This window comes from Ruegeria hyattellae (assembly GCF_041537925.1).
GTDB lineage: Bacteria > Pseudomonadota > Alphaproteobacteria > Rhodobacterales > Rhodobacteraceae > Ruegeria_C.
The window spans coordinates 1-16,079 of sequence record NZ_JBGOSH010000010.1 but is presented as its reverse complement, the minus strand read 5'-3'; the positions used below and the strand labels follow the sequence as shown (position 1 = coordinate 16,079).

The window sequence follows — 16,079 nt, the reverse complement described above, 5'->3', positions numbered from 1 at the left end:
CTGCTAAAAATTAGATGCTTAGACTAATTCCACAGAGATGTGGTGCAACCCTCGGAGCCTCTGGTTTCGAGGGTTTTCTTTTTCCGCAATCTCCTTTCTGCTCGTTGCCTCATTCGGACTTCACAATTGTGAAGTCAGTTCTTCCCAGGGTTCTCAGCTTTGAACCTCTTCAGGGATTCTTCCATAATTTTCTCGATGTTCAAATCGAGCCAATCAGCGAAACCTGCCGTGGTTTTTGTGTCGGTTACTGTGAGTTTCAGACCCGACGACCCCCTCTGAACCTTCGCAATTCCGTTAAGTGTGCGCACCTCCTGTAAGATCTTCTTTTCTGATTTTCTCTTGATTTCAAACAGGAGAGTGTTGAGGCGGTCATCAGATGTGCGTGTGGGGCCCATTTCCTTCAGCAGTCTTGTTGCCTCTTGGGCGGTGATGATTTTGTTTTCCAGTCCAGCTGCCAGGGCCTCCCATTTGGGTCGGCCGCTGCCGGATGCGGCTCCGATCATATCTCCTAGGGAATCGGGCACGATGCGAGTGATCTTAAGTAGGTTGGAAAGGTTGGTCGCTGACATGTTCATCATACGAGCAACCTCCTTCTTTTCGATACCGGTGGAATGAATGATGTCGGCAAAGCGCGCTTTTTCATATGCGGATAGGTTCTTTCGGGCCGCATTCTCAAGTGCCTGGGTGACAAGTGATTGGTTGTCAAAATCCTTGTCTGATTGCCCATCTGCCTTGGTTTCGATATTGGCCTTGATCCTAAGGTTTCTGTCTTCATCCTCCATGTCGATTCTCGGGTTAGCCCGAATATAGCGGATGGCTGCAAGTCTACGACGGCCAAAGATGACCTCGTAGCGCCCTTTTTCCTTAGTTGAGTTTCGTACCAAGATTGGAACTTTTTGACCATGAGTTTGAATGCTGTCGACCAATTGATCCAGCGATCCATCTTGATGGTCATCGTCCTGATCCTCGGTTATAGATTCAGTAGACTTCACAATTGTGAATAGCTCTAGCCGGTCGGTGAATGCAGAGTCATCAATTAAGTTTGGATCGATTTCTCGCACGGCATTGTACGTTTTTTCAATCAGTTGAATGCCAGGAGCGGTTGGAGTTTTTCTAGGCTCTTCTTTGGGTTTTGCAGCTAACATCTCAGCCGACGGAGACTGCAATGCACCCATCAGGCTCGCACCTGGGTTTCTCTTCTTTTTGGTGGCCATTATTCACGCCCCCATGATGCCAAGATCATCTTCTCTACTTCAGTGCCCACAGCATCCATGCTGGCCTTAGCGCGATCATATGTGGACCGTGTGATGTCACTCCGGTTCAATTCGTAGATGCTCTGCTGAAGCATTACGGCATCAGCAATCGCTGTAGATTTTAAGCTCGTTGCCATCATGACGCGCTCTTGGAACAGGGCGCGTAGGAATGAAACAATAGTTTGAGACGGGATGTCTGTTGGCTCATCCCGTGTTACCAGCAGCCGGAATTCATCGTAACTTAGTTCGGCGCCAATATCTTGGATTACTTCCATGTAACTGCTGGCCATTTGGAGGAATTGGGCGGTACTCGCCACATCCAGCATACTGGGGGTAAGTGGAACGACAACAGACGTCGCGGAGGCCATGCCTGACATCGTAATAAAGCCGAGGGATGGAGGGCTATCGATGATCACCACGTCATAATCAGCTTCGACACTCATAATCGCATCATGCAGTCGCATGAAGAATGGCTCATCAAGGCTGTTCAGTTTCGCTGCTTCTGTCTCGAATTCCGAGAGCATCAACCCACCTGGCGCTATTGCTAGGTTTGGGAAATAAGTCTGCCTGACGACATCAGTCATGGGGATCGGATCATTGTACGTGATCGCATCATAAACAGTCTCGATGTCCTGATCGAGTTCTGTCTGTAGACCGCACATTGATGTCAGAGAGGCTTGCGGGTCGAGATCGATTGCTAGCACACGATAGCCCTGGAGGGCGAGATAGTGCGCCAGATGAATGCAAGTTGTCGATTTGGAGCTGCCGCCTTTGAAATTCATCACCTGAATTCGTTGTAGGTGCTCGCCATCACGACGGCGAGGCACATAGCGACCGGGCTTCTTGGCGTGGCTATCCAGATCGCGCCGAAGCTGAATAATCTCTTGTCCGGAGTAGTAGCGACGGCCGCCTCTAATCTCCGATGCTTCCGAAACTTTTCCTTCTGCAGTTGCCTTTCTCAGGTATTGATGACTGATGTCGAGAAGGTCACAGGCCTCGGTTGCTGGAAAGAGTCTGAGTTGCTTGTTAGAGTCGGGCGCGTAGGCTGCAAGGAGATGTTCCTTGATCGCCATATTCAAGCGCGTGCTGATCTCAGCTGCGATATCGACTGGAGATGTCGACGCAATCGGATTGGTCGGGATCATAGTTACCTCAATCTGCTCGGTTTGGCGTTTGCCGCTCTACTATTAGAGAGACCCGATGAGGTGATTCATGTCAACGACTTTTTATATGTAGGGTAATGAGTTTATGAGTTGCACTACATGTTGATATTCTAGGCTTCACAGTTGTGAAGCGGTGAATCTGCGCACTTTCAGCCTATGGAAGCCCGAAACCAACGTCCTGGCGAGCCGAAAATGCCTGAAGAAGCGGATCTGGGATCTGTCGGTTGAACTCGAGATAGTCCTGAACTCGCAGACCGCGCCTCGCAGAAAAACCAGTGGGATCACGTCCATGTCGGAAAAGAATCCCAGGTTGACCTCCGTCAGCAGTGTGTCCGGCTGACGTGTTGTGCAGGCTGGATTTTGGCATGCAGCCAGCCGCCAGATGTTCTGGGACTTTGTCGCAATCTTTGATCGGCAGGTTGTGCCTTGGTGTGGTTTGATCCACTGGCTGGTTGGTATTTGACGGAGTTTAGGAATACCCGATGATCGACTGCAAAGGTGCGCACAATCCGCAATCGGTGATTCTGTTCGCGGTCTATTTCTACGTCCGGTACGGCGTCTCGTGCCGCGACCTGGAAGAGATCATGGCGGAATGTGGAGTGACGGTTGATCGCGCGACGCTGAACCGCTGGGTCGTGAAGTATTCACGTGAGGCCGCTTGCGAGGCCCAGAAACGGAAGGCTATCACCGCTGAATCTTGGCGCATGGATGAAACCTATGTCAAAGTCCGTGGTGAATGGGTCAATTTGTACCGCGCTGTGGACCGTGACGGGAAAACCCTTGATTTCAGGCTTTCAGAGAAGCGCGACACGAAGGCCGCAAAAAAATTCTTCGCCAATGCTTTGTCCAACAATGGCATTCCGAAACGGATCACCATCGACAAGAGCAGAAGCAACGCGGCCGGGATCAAGGAGGTGAACAAGATCTTCAAGCGATTGCAGATACCGGTTAAGATCGACACTGTCAGATCAAAGTACCTGAACAACATAATCGAGCAGGATCACCGGTTCATCAAGCGGCTCACGAGGCCGATGCTCGGCTTCAAAAGCTTTGCATCAGCAGCAGCGACACTTGCGGGGATCGAGGCAGCCAACATGATCCGAAAGGGGAAGCTCGGACCTGCGACAAGCGGATTCCGTCGATTTGCAGAGCTCACAGGATAATGACGCCCAGTCAAAGCGATGGCTTTGAACCACGCCAATGTTCGCGAAAGAGCAGGGACTTACGACTTGAACTATCCAAAGGCGCGGCAAAGCGAAGAAGGGTAGGGGGGCTGAATTTTGTTCCGTGTGCAGCCCGGCAGAACATGGGAAAACTACGGCACCCGCCTTTTCTGAACGTGGCGGACCCTGCGACCAGTATCTCATGTAATGCCTACTGAAAGCACTCGGTGGCACGCCAGCAGCACACAAGAAGCGAGGAGCTCGGCTTGGGCATAGCGATCTCTTGTACGCACGACCTTGCCCTTCTAGATTTCGGAGCAGCTTCTTCCAGCGTTTGGCTGAGGTTTGAATCTTAAGTTCAAAAGAGCCTTATTGTGAATTAGTCTCTTGAAGGAACAACACATGAGAATATGCGGGTGTGAAATATCAGCAAAGGAGGTTCGGCTTGCCGTCGTCTGCAAAAATGATGACGGCAGCATAGAAATGCTTCGACCAAAGACCACCCGGATAGAGCTCGAGGACGACACATCCGAGGCTGATCTTCGATCATTTCTAGCTGCTCTTCACGAGTTTTGCCGCGAAAACGAAATTGAAACATTCGTGATTAAGACACGTGCCAAGAAAGGTAGAATGGCCGGTGGAGCCGTATCCTTCAAAATCGAAACTCTGATCCAGCTTGTGGAAGGAAGTCAAACGAGGTTCGTCAACCCTGTGGCACTATCTCATTTTGCTAAGAAGGAAGTCGAAGCGTACCCAGAGAAGCTGCCTGTCTACTTGAAGAATGCCTTTCTTGCGGGCGCCTACGCATTGGCTAAGGGTTAGATCCCAATTCTGGTGCGCTGTCTCTCACAATACGCAGGCAGGCATTGATGAAGTGCATGACCCAAATCGGTCATCCGATCTATACGCGCAGTTCATAGCCACATGCGGGATGGGGACCTCTCATACCAATCTAGATCCGTGCAATACGGTCCAGCGGAGCAGGGCCGACGATCTTGCGAATTAGACACGCCTCAGATACACTCCTAATTCATACGGATAGTATCGGAGCCTGAAATGGGGCGTGTTAAAGTGAATCTAACCATCGATGCAGACCTGTCGCGGGAAGCGCGCAAACTCGGCGTAAACATGTCGCGGGTAGCGGAGAAGGCCATTGCCGAAGAAGCGCGGGAGGCGCGCAATCGCCGCTGGCGTGAGGACAATCGCGATGCCCTGGCGGCCTATGCCGAGGAAGTGGAACGCGAGGGGCTGCCCCTGGCACGGTTCCGATCATTCTGAACGGGAGTCTGCATGGCACAGTTCGACGTCTATCGCCTGTCTGATGGGCTCCTGGTGGTGGATTTGCAAACCGATTTGATTGGGATCGAGGCCTCTCGCATCGTTGCTCCACTGCGCGAAGAGGGGCGCTATGCAGCGTTTCCGGGACTGACGCCACGCGTTATTGTGGACGACGGAGCCTGGATCGTGCGGGTGCAGGAGCTGGCCGCAGTGCCAGGTGCGGAATTGCACGATTGCGTGTCATCACTGGCCGCTGAGCGGGACGCGCTGAAGCGGGCGCTGGATATCCTGATCGATGGGGTTTGAACCGAGGTTGGCACGTGGCTTTCTCCTGCCTGCAGCTCGCAGATTTCTCGGAAAATCAATGAGGCGCGATAAGCGATACTTATCGTATGTGATGAAGGATCCCACGAAAGAATCAGGTGGCAACCAAAATCGCTGAATTCTGCACGTCAGGAGGGTAGGGGCACGGCACAACGACTGAAATCAGCTGTTAAAGAAGACCCATCAAGGTTCGAAATCGCGACAAATCCTTCAGAGTATATGATTGCCGTAAGTGCCAGGGTATGGTGTTGGGAGAAGAGACGGGGATGACTTGATAACCCACAGACCGCAAAGCCAGAGCCCAGTGACATTCGCCTTTGATACGTTCTTAATCGACAAAGATACGCGAGAGTTAAGAAACAACAATCAATCGGTCCGCATCGAACCGAAGGTGTTCAACGTTTTGGTGCATCTGCTCGAAAATCGAGAGAAGGTGGTTTCCAAGGATGAGCTGATTTCCGTTGTATGGGATGGTCGGTTCATTTCGGATGCGGCTGTCTCAAGTAGCGTAAGCGCAGCCCGTAAGGCACTTGGCGATAACGGCAGCGATCAGCGATTCATTCGCACGGTTCACGGTCATGGATTCCGATTTGTCTATCCGGACGTTGTGCTGAGCACTGCGCAGCCCGTCGACCGCCTTGCGGGCCAAGGGACAACGACCTCCCAGGAAGTCCGCTTTTGCCAAAGCGCGGACGGGGCGCAGATCGCCTATGCTACTGCGGGATCGGGACAACCGCTCGTAAAGGCGGCCAATTGGCTGAGCCACCTGGAATTCGATTGGGAAAGCCCGGTCTGGAGCCATTACTTTAGCAGTCTTGTTCGAGGGCGCCGCCTTATCCGCTACGATGCACGAGGCAATGGGCTGTCAGACTGGAACGTGAACGATCATAGCTTCGAGCGCCAGATGGAGGATTTGGAGGCGGTTGTTGGTGCTCTTGAGCTCGAGAAATTCTCAATTATCGGGATATCGCAGGGATGCATGAGAGGCGTTGCCTATGCTGCAAAATATCCTGAGCGCGTCAATAAGCTGATCCTGTTAGGGGGGTATGCGCGTGGTTGGCAACTCCGCGAGGACGACCCGGAAGGCATGGTGTTTCGTCAGGCGGCACACGACATGATCAAGCACTGGTGGGGAAAGGACAACCAGGCCATCCGGCAATTGTTCACGAATATGTACATGCCCGATGCGCCAGCCGAAAGTCAGAGTTGGTTTACCGATCTGCAAAGAAAGACCACATCATCAGAAAATGCAGCCGAGATGCTGGTTGCGGGAGCGAGCGAGGACATTCGGCCGCTACTAAGCAAAGTCAAAGCTCCGACCCTCGTCATCCATGCTCGCGGGGATGTGGCCGCTCCCTATGACCAGGGCAGGGAATTGGCTGCAGGCATCAAAGGCGCGCGATTCGCGACGCTGGACACAACCAACCACTTGATGCCTGAGTCCGATCCGGCCTGGCAACGGTGCACAGAATTAATTTCAGAGTTTCTCGCCGAATGATGGGCTGCAGCGGTTTCAGCCTAAGCGAAAGTCAATTCATTGGTAACCGACGCGTCTCGTCTTTGAGACGGGCGATGTCCTGACGCGTGATACCCATGTCTTGCAGGGCCAGGTCGCTCATTCCTTCAAGCTTCTTACAATCGCGCATGTAGCGAAATTTTTTCGCCAGCCGGGCAAAGATTCCCTCGCTGCCTTGTGAGTCAAACTGAACCGTGCGTGCCATTGAAAACTTGGTATCTGTGGACATTTTCCTTTTCCTTCTAGTGAGCCGCAATCGGTAGATGACCGTTGTGTGTTTCGTTTGTTCGATGAATATGTTTTAGACCGCCGCGCGAACGGAATCTTTGAGACGGTATGGAGATTTCTTGGGGAAATCGCGTGGTTTCTGGAAGGCTTCCGATAAGCTATTGAATTGTAACGGCTTGGTGCACACAGATTGGAGGAAAACGACCTTGTTGCATAGATCGCAGAGCCGCAGTATCTCCGGCGTTCACTCTGACGCGAGCGACGGTAGATGCCCTACAAATTCAATGATGCCCGTCGCGATAAGTTTGAAAAAGCAAAGTACTGGGTCACGAACTGCTCGGAATACAATGAAAGTCTCCGGCGTCGAGGTGACGTGACGATCTGGGTGGCTGATGATGTGGTGCAGAAATGGAGATCGCCGCGCCGCAAGACACGCGGTGGTCAGTCGCGGTACTCTGATCTGGCAATCGAGATTTGCCTCACTCTGCGGGTCGTGTTTCGACTTGCGCTCAGGCAAACTCAGGGCTTTGTGCGATCGATTGCCAGGCTGATGGGTGTGGACCTCGTAGTGCCGGATTTCTCGACCTTGTCGCGACGTGGCAAGGGTTTGAAGATTGCCCAAGGTCGGCGAGCTGCGAGTCAGCCAATCACACTCATTGTGGATAGCACGGGTCTGAAAGTGCGTGGCGACAATGGCTGGCATACAGAAAAACACGGCATCAGGAAGGCCCGTAAAACATGGCGCAAGCTCCACATCGCCCTTGCTCCGGAGACAGGCGGCATCGCTGCCACGGAGCTGACCACCGAACACGTGGGCGATGAGACGGCGCTGCCAGACTTGATTGCTGACATTGATGCCGATGTGAGCCGGTTTCTGGCAGATGGCGCCTATGACGGCCAAGGGGTAGTTGAGTGCCTGGAGGAAAGGTTCGGGTCTGGGATAGAGATCATTATCCCTCCACCGAAGACCGCGGTTCGCGGCGAGAATGCACGGCGCAATCGACACATCGCTGCCATCGCTGAACACGGCCGAATGAACTGGCAAACGGAGACGGGATACAACCAACGATCACAAGTTGAAGCCCAGATCAGCAGATGGAAACAAGTTTTCGGTGATCGCCTGCAAGCACGTGATTTCGACCGTCAAATAGCCGAAGCGAAGATTGCATCAAAGGCACTCAACCGCATGACATCTCTCGGTCGTGCGGAATATCAACGCGTCTTCTAAAGTTATGGGGTTTGGGGCAATCTCGCCTCACTTATGATCCGTGCAACACGGTCGGAAGTACCGGAGTGACCGAGGCGCTGACGCCCCGGTCACTGACTTAGACGACTTTTCTACCTTCCTTTTTTGCCTGACGTAACTCGCGCAAGAAAGTTGTCACGATCAAGACCAAGACGACGGCGGAAATGGTCGGCCAGATAAGGATATAGAATGTCAGCATGGTATGTTCCTTTCGGTTTTCTCAAGTGTGTTTCAGTTGTTCATCCACGGCTCGGACAGCCGCCATCGCTGCGTCATCGTCAAAGCTCGTGACACGTTCGTTGATTAAGTCGAAATCGAACTCTTCCTTGCCCATCAGGCTTAGGGCAACGCAGATGATCGTGCTCGCTCCATAAGCGGTCAGTGACCCCAAAAGGACCGTGTAATCCCGCAGAAAGCTGTTGAAGTAGATGACGCAGACCACAAATCCCACTACGCCAACCAGCAACCCAACGATGCGGCCGAAGAATCCAAAAGCCATCAGGGCCAGAACCACACCACCGCCTACTGCCGCGACGATCTCAAAGAACGCGCCCACAACACCGACGAGTGGCAGAACTTCGAAGCGTACGATGGTGAACAGGATCAATCCGCCTACCACGGCCCAGATAAAGGCCGTATTGGTGACACGGTTCCAGTAGCAACTTGCAATAACCGGAAACACGATGGCGCCCCAAAGCGCGCCGACGAATACCAGCATCACCAGAATGTCGAGTGAGAAGCTCGCCAGGATCAACCCCGCGACGGTGGCCACGATCATCGTCAAGCGCCCCAGCAGCAACATCTTGCGCGGGTTTGGATTACCCTTGGCGAGATTGCGACCATAGATATCGGTCATCATGATCGCCGAAAGAGCCGACAGATCGGAATCCGCTGTCGATGACAGAGACCCAATCACCAGAATGAAGAACAACCCAATCATGACAGGCGGCAGATAGGCCGAAGCCATCTGGGGGATGATATTGTTCAGATCACCATCATGTGGCGCTACACTCAATAGCAACGCCATCAACCCGAGCATGCCAAGGCCGATGACGATCGAACCATAACCCAATGTTGCCGTGACAAATGTGGGTTTGATCAGGTCCTGCCGAACAGCGAAGAGGCGTTGTGCAATGGTTTGGTTGCCGATGGCGTAAGCCAAAACCGCCACAAAGAACGGTGCGCCTTGTTCAAGGATTGCCGTAGTCGAGAAGAAGTCAGCCTGCTGTTCCGTCACTTTGGCCAGTCCCGCAGACAAGGCCTCGCTTCCCCCAGCACTGAAATAGACCCAAGGGATGATGACTACCGCAATAGACATCATTGCGACCACCTGGGCGAAATCGGTCAGAATGGAGGCACGGAATCCGGACCATAGCGTATAGGACAAAACACCGATCCCAGCGATGAGCACGCCCGCTTGGAAAGAAAGCGGTGACAGCACCGATACCAGTGCGCCCGCGGCGGTGAAGTTTACCATTAGGCTGATCACACTGCCCAGAAGGTTGGAAATAGCCAAGATCAACTGACTGCCGGAACCGTGGCGGGCGTGCATGATCTCGGCCAGTGTATGGGCGTTGGGTGCAAGCTGCCTAAAGCGCAATCCGAACGGGTATATGAAGAGGATCATCAAGGCGCCCCAGAACCCATAGTGCATTGGTCCAGACAGGCCGTAATTGTAACCGGAGATTGCTGCGCCATAGAAGGACGCCGCCCATATCCAAGTTGCAGTCATACTCGCGGCAGAAATCCCAAAACCGACTTCGCCGCTGGAGACCATGAAGCCATCAACGTTCTCATCCTTTTCGTTGACATAGGTCGACATGTAGAATGTAGCGCCGTAGAAAACGGCCAATAGTATTAGGACAGTGGTCGTTGAAAACTGGAAAAATACCGGATCAGGCATCGGTCAAACTCCCTGTTGTTCGAGTTCCGGCAGGCTTGTGCCTGCCCTGACGGAACAAAGGGTTTTAAGAATCGTCAGAACGAGTAAGTTGAACCCAGCCCATGTTTCCGTGATTCATAAGTTAAAGTTGTGCTTGAATTCGCTCAAACGATTTAAACTGTGCTTATCTCATCAGGAAAGCTTATGGAAAAGGTTCGAAGTCAGCTACCTCCAATGACGACACTTGCGGCATTCGAAGCCTCTGCGCGTCTTCGAAGCTTCACGCGCGCGGCAGAAGAATTGTTTGTTACGCAAGCAGCGGTAAGTCGGCAAATTAAGATATTAGAACAATATCTTGGGGTAAAACTGTTCGACCGGACACATAGACGGGTTGAACTGACTGAAACCGGCCAAAAGTTCCAGCATGCTGTGTCCGTTGCGCTTGATCTGCTTGCAAATTCTGCCGGCGCGATACGCGTTGACGCAACACCTCATGACTTGACTTTGGGTGCAGACCTCTCGATGGCCCACTTGTGGCTGATGCCTCGGTTTCCAGAGTTTCAGGCACAGTTTCCAGAAATATCGGTAAACATAATTGCTTCAGATAGTGAGGAAGACAGCCTAAAACCTGGCGTCGACATGGCTCTGTTATACGGTGATGGAAATTGGCCTGGGTTTGACACCACGTTGCTGGTCTCCGAAGAAATCTATCCCGTCTGTGCGCCAGATTACTTGAAGTGCAACCCTACAATTTCGGACCCGAGCGATTTCCTCGAACACACATTGCTCGATCTTCGAGGAGACCGGTGGGATTGGGTCGATTGGCATCAATGGTTCACAAAAAAGAAGATTCCATTTTCCGAGAATATGCGGTCACTTGGGTTCAACAATTTGCCGCTTCTCGTTCAGGCGGCTTGTGCAGGGCAGGGGATTGCGCTCGGATGGGACAGATTACTGGACCATCAACTGGAAACGGGACTATTGGTGCAGCCCTTAAACGTATCTCTTAAGACCGGGCGTGGGTACTTTCTTGTGAAACGTTCAGGCGTAAAATTGACTCAAGAAGCAACTATCCTGGAAAACTGGATTCTTGATATGCCCTAAAGGGGACATGTTGCACGGATAGTGTGATCGCGGTTTCGCCAACGTTCACTCCGACGCGAGCGACGGTAGAAGTAACAAGGTCGGCCGCGCCGTATTCCTGTTTACGTATCACAATTGCATTCAACCGGGTCTAGGGTCAGGATTCAAAACCAATAGATGACGATAGCCGCGAGGGCGATGGCAGAGAGGAATACCTTTGGACAGCGGTCGTAGCGGGTTGCAACGCGCCTCCAGTCTTTGAGCCTGCCAAACATTATCTCAATGCGATTGCGCCTCTTATATCTGCGCTTGTCGTACTTGACGGTGACCTTGCGCTGGCTTCGGCTAGGGATGCACGACCGTATCCCTTTGTCTTTCAACGCTTCTCTGAACCAATCAGCGTCATAACCACGATCACCGAGCAGCCAGTCCACCTTTGGTATGCTGCTGAACAGAGCCCGCGCACCGATGTAATCGCTGACTTGCCCGGTGGTAACGAACAGGTTGAGCGGGCGTCCCTTGCTATCACAGATGGCATGCAGCTTGGTATTCATGCCACCCTTGGTTCTACCGATCAGGCGGCCACGCCCCCTTTTTTGGCGGCCATGCTGGTCGCCGTTCGATGTGCCTTCAGGTAGGTCGCGTCGATCATCACGGTCTTCTGTTCAACGTGCTTGGCGGCCAGACCCGCCATCATCCGCGCGAAGATACCTTTCTCGCTCCAGCGTTTCCAGTGACCGTAGAGCGTTCTCTGATTGCGGCTTTGTCAAGCGTGGGAGGGTGATGTCCGTCCGGGGTCATGGTTCTCTTCGAGGTCGCATTGAGCGCCTCATGATGGTTTTCGGTGGCGGATCGTCTCCAATGTCTTGTGCGGGGTGTGGCACCTGGCCATCCCATACTCTACAGCGAGATCGATCAACCTCCGTCCCGTCGGGACTGCGCTCCCCGCTTCAAGCGCGGGAACTCAGATCAGGCGGTGGCCTCCTGTGTCCATTGATAGTCGGTTTCGTTTTTCCACAGCGTCAGCATGATCACGGCGATTTTGCGGGCCGTCGCGACCGCCGCCTTGCGGAAGCCGCGCCGTCCGGCCAGTCGCACGGCCCAGCTCTTCAGCCGCGAGAAACGTTTCACCTGGTGGATCACGCATGACGCCGCCTCGAACAGTAGCCCGCGCATCGCGCCGTCACCGCATTTCGAAACGCGCCCCGACCAATCCACCTCGCCAGACTGATGCCGCTTAGGCGTCAGCCCAAGAAAAGCGCCCACATCCGACGTCCGGCTGAACCGACCGGGATCATCAATCAGGGCTATGAAGCTGAGCGCGTTGACCGGACCTACGCCGGGGATTGTCATCAGGCGGCGCGCGACAGGATGGGCCTTGGCCCTTTTTTCACCGCCTTATCCAGGTCGTCTGCCACTTGGCACAGTTTGGCATGGGCAGCGATGAAGGCATCGGCTATGGCCCGCAGAACCGGGTCGGTCTCGCCCGCTGCCGCCAGTTGATCGCGGAACGCTTGCCTCTGCCGCCCCTGGCCAATGCTGATCATACGGATGCCGAAGGTTTTGAGGACGCCACGGATGTGACCTTCGAGGTCCTTGCGCAACCGGATCAACCGGCCCCGCGCGCCTACCAAGCTGCGAAGCCGGTCCGCCTCCTCGCTGCGGATGTGAACCGGTGTGAACCAACCGGTGCGCGCAAGCTGTGCCAGACCTTCGGCGTCGGCGGCATCCGACTTGTTGAGCCGTGCCGACAAGCTCTTGTGCGCCTTGCGGGCATCAATGCAGGTCGCAGGCAGACCGAGGCCGGCGAGGCCGCGCTGCAACCAGATCGACAGCATTCCGCTTTCATGCACGATCCGTCGGGGCGTGAGATCACGGTTGCGAAACCAGCCCGCGACGCCCTCGGGATCGGCGGGACAGACGCCACGCGCCACAGTCTCGCCGTCCCTGTCTACAGCGCAGATCGAAATCTCTTTCAGCGACACATCCAAACCGACATAGTATTCCATAAGTCGTTCTCCTCGCGGCTTATATCTATGAGGCCAACATACCGGACCTAGTTCGCCCCCGGAGAGCGACCGCCGCAATCACACCATGTCTTGTGCGGGCCATAGGCTGCAGGGGCATCGCGCCACCTTAACCCATTGTGGTTGATGAAGATAATACCGCTCAGAACCCGCTTGTCATCAACCCGAGGCTTACCATGCGACTTCGGAAAGAAGGGGTTGAGACGCGCCATTTGCGCGTCGGTCAGCCAGAAAAGATCGCTCATATCAACGCTCCGTTTTCGGAGTCGTGAATCATGCGGCGCGGCGGAAATCAATGCGTCCTGACCCTAACTCGGGTGAGCAGCTATTCGGGCAGCCCCACCGCGCGCAGCCCATCCAGGATTGCGTCCCAACGTGTGGAGTCCTGAAAATGGAACCTGCGCACGCCGCTAATCCGGAAGTCCGGATCAGACGCCAAAAGGGCATCCCGCGCCCTTTCTCCTTGAACAGGTAGGCCAGCCTGACCAGCCGCGCTGGCAAGATACAATTGCGCAACCGGCAGCCCCGGCGAGTTTTGCAGCGCTCGGTTGGCGTTGGCGATGGCATTCTCGAAATCGCCCATAACCAGATAGGTCTGGGCTAAGGCTTGTGGGACACGGTGATATATCCGGTTCTTGGCAAGAGAAAACGACCCCTTTTTGATGGATTTCAGTGCGAGCTCTGGTTGGGCCATCAAGTTCTGGATCCAGCCAAGTACCATATGCCCCTGGGCAAACTGCGGATTGATTTCGAACCCACGTTCAACACATCGCACCGCCGCATCCAAATCGCCGGTAATGCCGTAGTGAAAAATCCCCCGGATCAGGTGCACGTAGTCGCTTTGGTCATTCAACGACACCGCTTTGCTCAACCCTGCGTCGGCGGCTTCGATATCCTCGGGGTTTATCGGACGGTAACCCCATACCAATTCGCCGATCAACGTGTTCGCCTTCATCCCAACGGCCATGAAATTGCGTGGCTGGACCGTCAGGATCCTGTCCAACAGACGGCCCGCCGCCTCCCATTCTTCAGGCTGCGATCCCATCATGTAGTGCCCTGCAAGGTTCAGCATTGCCTCGGGATCGTTTGTTTCTGTCTCAGCCGCGCGCTCAGCAATTCGTTGCAGAATTCCGTATCGGATCGTTGTCGCGATTTCCCCTGACAACAGATCCTCAGCTGCGAAGGGGTCCGAAAGATCACCGTTCATCCTCTGGGTCAGGTAGGTTGCCGATGTACTCGTTTCACGCAGCTTAAGGGTGGCTCGGACCTGGTTGCCAGAGGCTTGAAACACTGCGGTGGCGATATGATCCGGGTCCGCGTCGGGAGCGATCAGATCCAATCCCGTCAGATTGGCAAGCGCCGCCTCTACCGTGTGATTGCAGGCTTCGGCCAGCATCTTGGCATCGTCATTGTTGCCAAGCGCTTCGAACGCAGCGAGGGCTATCTTTGGTTTTTTGGATGTTACCCCGATGGGCGGTGTGGTGGCATTGTTCATTGCATCACGTTGGTCGGGGGGCCAGACAAATGCGCGGATCGGACGCGAGATATTTTTCAGCGTCAACTCACCGACATCCGTGAACAACTCGTCCATTACGCCAACGATCTGATCACGGACGGCAGCGGAGATGCAGACTCCGCCCGTCGGGGCTGCGCCTTCTAAGCGAGCCGCGAGATTCACACCATCGCCATAAATGTCACCGTCATCGACAACGACGTCGCCTATGTGAAGGCCCATGCGGTAACTGATCTGCCGATCTTGAGGCGCGGATTCTTCCTCTGCGCGAACCGCTTCTTGCGCCGAAATCGCGAACCGCACCGCTTCCACCACGCTTGAAAACTCGGCCAGAAATCCGTCGCCTGTCGACTTGATGATCTTACCCCCAGCATGCTCGATGCCGGGGTCAAACACGGACAGGCGCAGTTCTTTCTGACGCACCAGCGTGGCTTCCTCGGCGGCCTCCACAAGCCGCGAGAAGCCGACAATGTCGGCAGCCAAGATCGAAGTGAGTTTGCGTTTCACCCTTTGGCTCGCGTGTTCAAGGATATCCAACCGGTTCTGTCCGGTTCGGGCACAGCGACCCCATCTCCTCCGAACGATGTCGGAACCGTATTCCACTTCGGCAGGCCATCGGCCATGTCGAAAACACGCTCGCCGTAGAAGATGTGAAAAGTCGGCTCGAAGCTCAACCCGGATTCGGCCAGCGACATCGCGTAGACCGCTACAATGTCCTTACTAGGTTTGATGTTCACCAACGCCCCCCCGCATTTGCCGCAGGAAACACGATGGCTTTCATCATTATTGGTCGATTGAACCGTCGGTCCCGTCAACGAGACCTTGTCTGCCGACCAGAGACACCAAGCAGTGACCGGCGCCGAATGCCATTTTCTGCAGGAGTGGCAATGACAATAAGCCATGACCATCGGCTTACCGACGGTAGAAACACTACATGCGCCGCAATAGCAGATACCTTGGTAGGTTTCAGAACCGCCGCTCATCATCTTTTTCCCAAATCGATCAGGGGCGCTCTTTGTAACACACTAGGGACACCCCGCTTCCTCAATTCATTTCTACACATACATCCCAATTGTGCTGCCCCAAAGTGGCTTCTTCATATCCGCTGCTGAACTTCGAACGGTGTCGACTTGCGGGATGGGGTGGATGGCTCCTGCTCCACCGGCGTCGCAATGCGCCATACTGCAGTTGTCATGAACTGCTAGGAAAGGAGCCACCCAATGCAGCTTACAACAGTCGGCCTCGATCTGGCCAAGAACGAGCGTTGTTGCATGGGTCGCCGATTTCGTAGAGGAACCGCGTGCTGTTAGACCGAAGGTTGCCTTGTATGCCCCACAAATTCAATGCCAGCCGTCGTGGCAAATTCGCGGCGGCCAAGTACAAGGTGACTAATTGGCCGGAGT

General features: G+C 54.2%; 16 protein-coding genes and 2 pseudogenes. 7 read left to right on the top strand and 11 right to left on the bottom strand.

Going from position 1 to position 16,079, the window contains the following annotated elements:
• Positions 1-134: 134 nt before the first annotated feature.
• Together AB1E33_RS20260 and repA are read right to left on the bottom strand one after the other, a co-directional pair.
• A complete protein-coding gene (locus AB1E33_RS20260; protein ID WP_372579071.1) occupies positions 135-1,214 on the bottom strand; it encodes a ParB N-terminal domain-containing protein in 1,080 nt (359 codons plus the stop codon).
• Entirely contained in the window at positions 1,214-2,398 is a 1,185-nt protein-coding gene (gene repA, locus AB1E33_RS20255; protein WP_372579070.1) for a plasmid partitioning protein RepA, read from the bottom strand. Before repA ends, AB1E33_RS20260 begins: the two co-directional genes overlap by 1 nt.
• Before the next feature lie 500 nt (positions 2,399-2,898).
• Between repA and AB1E33_RS20250 the strand changes: the two genes are divergently transcribed.
• The 5 genes from AB1E33_RS20250 (at position 2,899) to AB1E33_RS20230 (ending at position 6,679) form a co-directional block, all read left to right on the top strand.
• Entirely contained in the window at positions 2,899-3,579 is a 681-nt protein-coding gene (locus AB1E33_RS20250) for an IS6 family transposase (protein ID WP_372579069.1), read from the top strand.
• Positions 3,580-3,981: 402 nt separating this feature from the next.
• On the top strand, positions 3,982-4,401 hold the full coding sequence (locus tag AB1E33_RS20245) for a DUF3010 family protein (protein ID WP_372579068.1): 420 nt from the start codon (positions 3,982-3,984) through the stop codon (positions 4,399-4,401).
• A 234-nt stretch (positions 4,402-4,635) separates the two neighbouring features.
• On the top strand, positions 4,636-4,857 hold the full coding sequence (locus tag AB1E33_RS20240) for a type II toxin-antitoxin system CcdA family antitoxin (RefSeq protein WP_372579067.1): 222 nt from the start codon (positions 4,636-4,638) through the stop codon (positions 4,855-4,857).
• 12 nt (positions 4,858-4,869) lie between these two features.
• Positions 4,870-5,163 (top strand): CcdB family protein, encoded by a 294-nt coding sequence (locus AB1E33_RS20235; RefSeq protein ID WP_372579066.1) that lies wholly within the window; start codon positions 4,870-4,872, stop codon positions 5,161-5,163.
• 322 nt (positions 5,164-5,485) lie between these two features.
• Positions 5,486-6,679 (top strand): alpha/beta hydrolase, encoded by a 1,194-nt coding sequence (locus AB1E33_RS20230; RefSeq protein ID WP_372579065.1) that lies wholly within the window; start codon positions 5,486-5,488, stop codon positions 6,677-6,679.
• Positions 6,680-6,710: 31 nt separating this feature from the next.
• Here the strand turns inward: AB1E33_RS20230 and AB1E33_RS20225 are convergent, their stop codons facing one another.
• Complete coding sequence (locus AB1E33_RS20225) at positions 6,711-6,926, bottom strand: DUF1127 domain-containing protein (RefSeq protein WP_372579064.1); 216 nt, start codon at positions 6,924-6,926, stop codon at positions 6,711-6,713.
• Positions 6,927-7,193: 267 nt separating this feature from the next.
• On the opposite strand from AB1E33_RS20225, the gene AB1E33_RS20220 reads away from it, so the two are divergent.
• A complete protein-coding gene (locus AB1E33_RS20220; protein ID WP_372579063.1) occupies positions 7,194-8,153 on the top strand; it encodes an IS5 family transposase in 960 nt (319 codons plus the stop codon).
• 97 nt (positions 8,154-8,250) lie between these two features.
• Here the strand turns inward: AB1E33_RS20220 and AB1E33_RS20215 are convergent, their stop codons facing one another.
• The gene (locus tag AB1E33_RS20215) at positions 8,251-8,370 is read right to left on the bottom strand and encodes a putative transporter small subunit (protein ID WP_372579062.1); all 120 of its coding nucleotides are present in this window, start codon (positions 8,368-8,370) and stop codon (positions 8,251-8,253) included.
• A 21-nt stretch (positions 8,371-8,391) separates the two neighbouring features.
• A complete protein-coding gene (locus AB1E33_RS20210) occupies positions 8,392-10,074 on the bottom strand; it encodes a sodium:solute symporter family protein (protein ID WP_372579061.1) in 1,683 nt (560 codons plus the stop codon).
• Positions 10,075-10,257: 183 nt separating this feature from the next.
• On the opposite strand from AB1E33_RS20210, the gene AB1E33_RS20205 reads away from it, so the two are divergent.
• Entirely contained in the window at positions 10,258-11,157 is a 900-nt protein-coding gene (locus AB1E33_RS20205; protein ID WP_372579060.1) for a LysR substrate-binding domain-containing protein, read from the top strand.
• Positions 11,158-11,300: 143 nt separating this feature from the next.
• Here AB1E33_RS20205 and AB1E33_RS20200 read toward each other — a convergent pair.
• The 6 genes and pseudogenes from AB1E33_RS20200 to AB1E33_RS20175 form a co-directional block, all read right to left on the bottom strand.
• Positions 11,301-11,887: pseudogene (locus AB1E33_RS20200) on the bottom strand (IS5 family transposase); the annotation flags it as partial.
• 218 nt (positions 11,888-12,105) lie between these two features.
• Complete coding sequence (locus AB1E33_RS20195; RefSeq protein ID WP_372579059.1) at positions 12,106-12,489, bottom strand: transposase; 384 nt, start codon at positions 12,487-12,489, stop codon at positions 12,106-12,108.
• The gene (locus tag AB1E33_RS20190) at positions 12,489-13,145 is read right to left on the bottom strand and encodes an IS110 family transposase (protein WP_372579058.1); all 657 of its coding nucleotides are present in this window, start codon (positions 13,143-13,145) and stop codon (positions 12,489-12,491) included. The genes AB1E33_RS20195 and AB1E33_RS20190 overlap by 1 nt, the downstream gene beginning before the upstream one ends.
• A gap of 86 nt (positions 13,146-13,231) precedes the next feature.
• Positions 13,232-13,408 (bottom strand): annotated as a pseudogene (locus AB1E33_RS20185) (transposase); the annotation flags it as partial.
• A gap of 80 nt (positions 13,409-13,488) precedes the next feature.
• The gene (locus AB1E33_RS20180; protein ID WP_372579057.1) at positions 13,489-15,183 is read right to left on the bottom strand and encodes an adenylate/guanylate cyclase domain-containing protein; all 1,695 of its coding nucleotides are present in this window, start codon (positions 15,181-15,183) and stop codon (positions 13,489-13,491) included.
• A complete protein-coding gene (locus tag AB1E33_RS20175) occupies positions 15,180-15,659 on the bottom strand; it encodes a GFA family protein (protein ID WP_445758220.1) in 480 nt (159 codons plus the stop codon). The genes AB1E33_RS20180 and AB1E33_RS20175 overlap by 4 nt, the downstream gene beginning before the upstream one ends.
• Positions 15,660-16,079: the final 420 nt, after the last annotated feature.

Coding starts and splice junctions, on each gene's coding strand:
- AB1E33_RS20260 (WP_372579071.1), bottom strand. CDS start 1,214: ATGGCCACCAAAAAGAAGAGAAACCCAGGTGCGAGCCTGATGGGTGCA.
- AB1E33_RS20220 (WP_372579063.1), top strand. CDS start 7,194: ATGCCCTACAAATTCAATGATGCCCGTCGCGATAAGTTTGAAAAAGCA.
- repA (WP_372579070.1), bottom strand. CDS start 2,398: ATGATCCCGACCAATCCGATTGCGTCGACATCTCCAGTCGATATCGCA.
- AB1E33_RS20215 (WP_372579062.1), bottom strand. CDS start 8,370: ATGCTGACATTCTATATCCTTATCTGGCCGACCATTTCCGCCGTCGTC.
- AB1E33_RS20225 (WP_372579064.1), bottom strand. CDS start 6,926: ATGTCCACAGATACCAAGTTTTCAATGGCACGCACGGTTCAGTTTGAC.
- AB1E33_RS20250 (WP_372579069.1), top strand. CDS start 2,899: ATGATCGACTGCAAAGGTGCGCACAATCCGCAATCGGTGATTCTGTTC.
- AB1E33_RS20235 (WP_372579066.1), top strand. CDS start 4,870: ATGGCACAGTTCGACGTCTATCGCCTGTCTGATGGGCTCCTGGTGGTG.
- AB1E33_RS20210 (WP_372579061.1), bottom strand. CDS start 10,074: ATGCCTGATCCGGTATTTTTCCAGTTTTCAACGACCACTGTCCTAATA.
- AB1E33_RS20240 (WP_372579067.1), top strand. CDS start 4,636: ATGGGGCGTGTTAAAGTGAATCTAACCATCGATGCAGACCTGTCGCGG.
- AB1E33_RS20245 (WP_372579068.1), top strand. CDS start 3,982: ATGAGAATATGCGGGTGTGAAATATCAGCAAAGGAGGTTCGGCTTGCC.
- AB1E33_RS20205 (WP_372579060.1), top strand. CDS start 10,258: ATGGAAAAGGTTCGAAGTCAGCTACCTCCAATGACGACACTTGCGGCA.
- AB1E33_RS20195 (WP_372579059.1), bottom strand. CDS start 12,489: ATGACAATCCCCGGCGTAGGTCCGGTCAACGCGCTCAGCTTCATAGCC.
- AB1E33_RS20190 (WP_372579058.1), bottom strand. CDS start 13,145: ATGGAATACTATGTCGGTTTGGATGTGTCGCTGAAAGAGATTTCGATC.
- AB1E33_RS20175 (WP_445758220.1), bottom strand. CDS start 15,659: ATGAGCGGCGGTTCTGAAACCTACCAAGGTATCTGCTATTGCGGCGCA.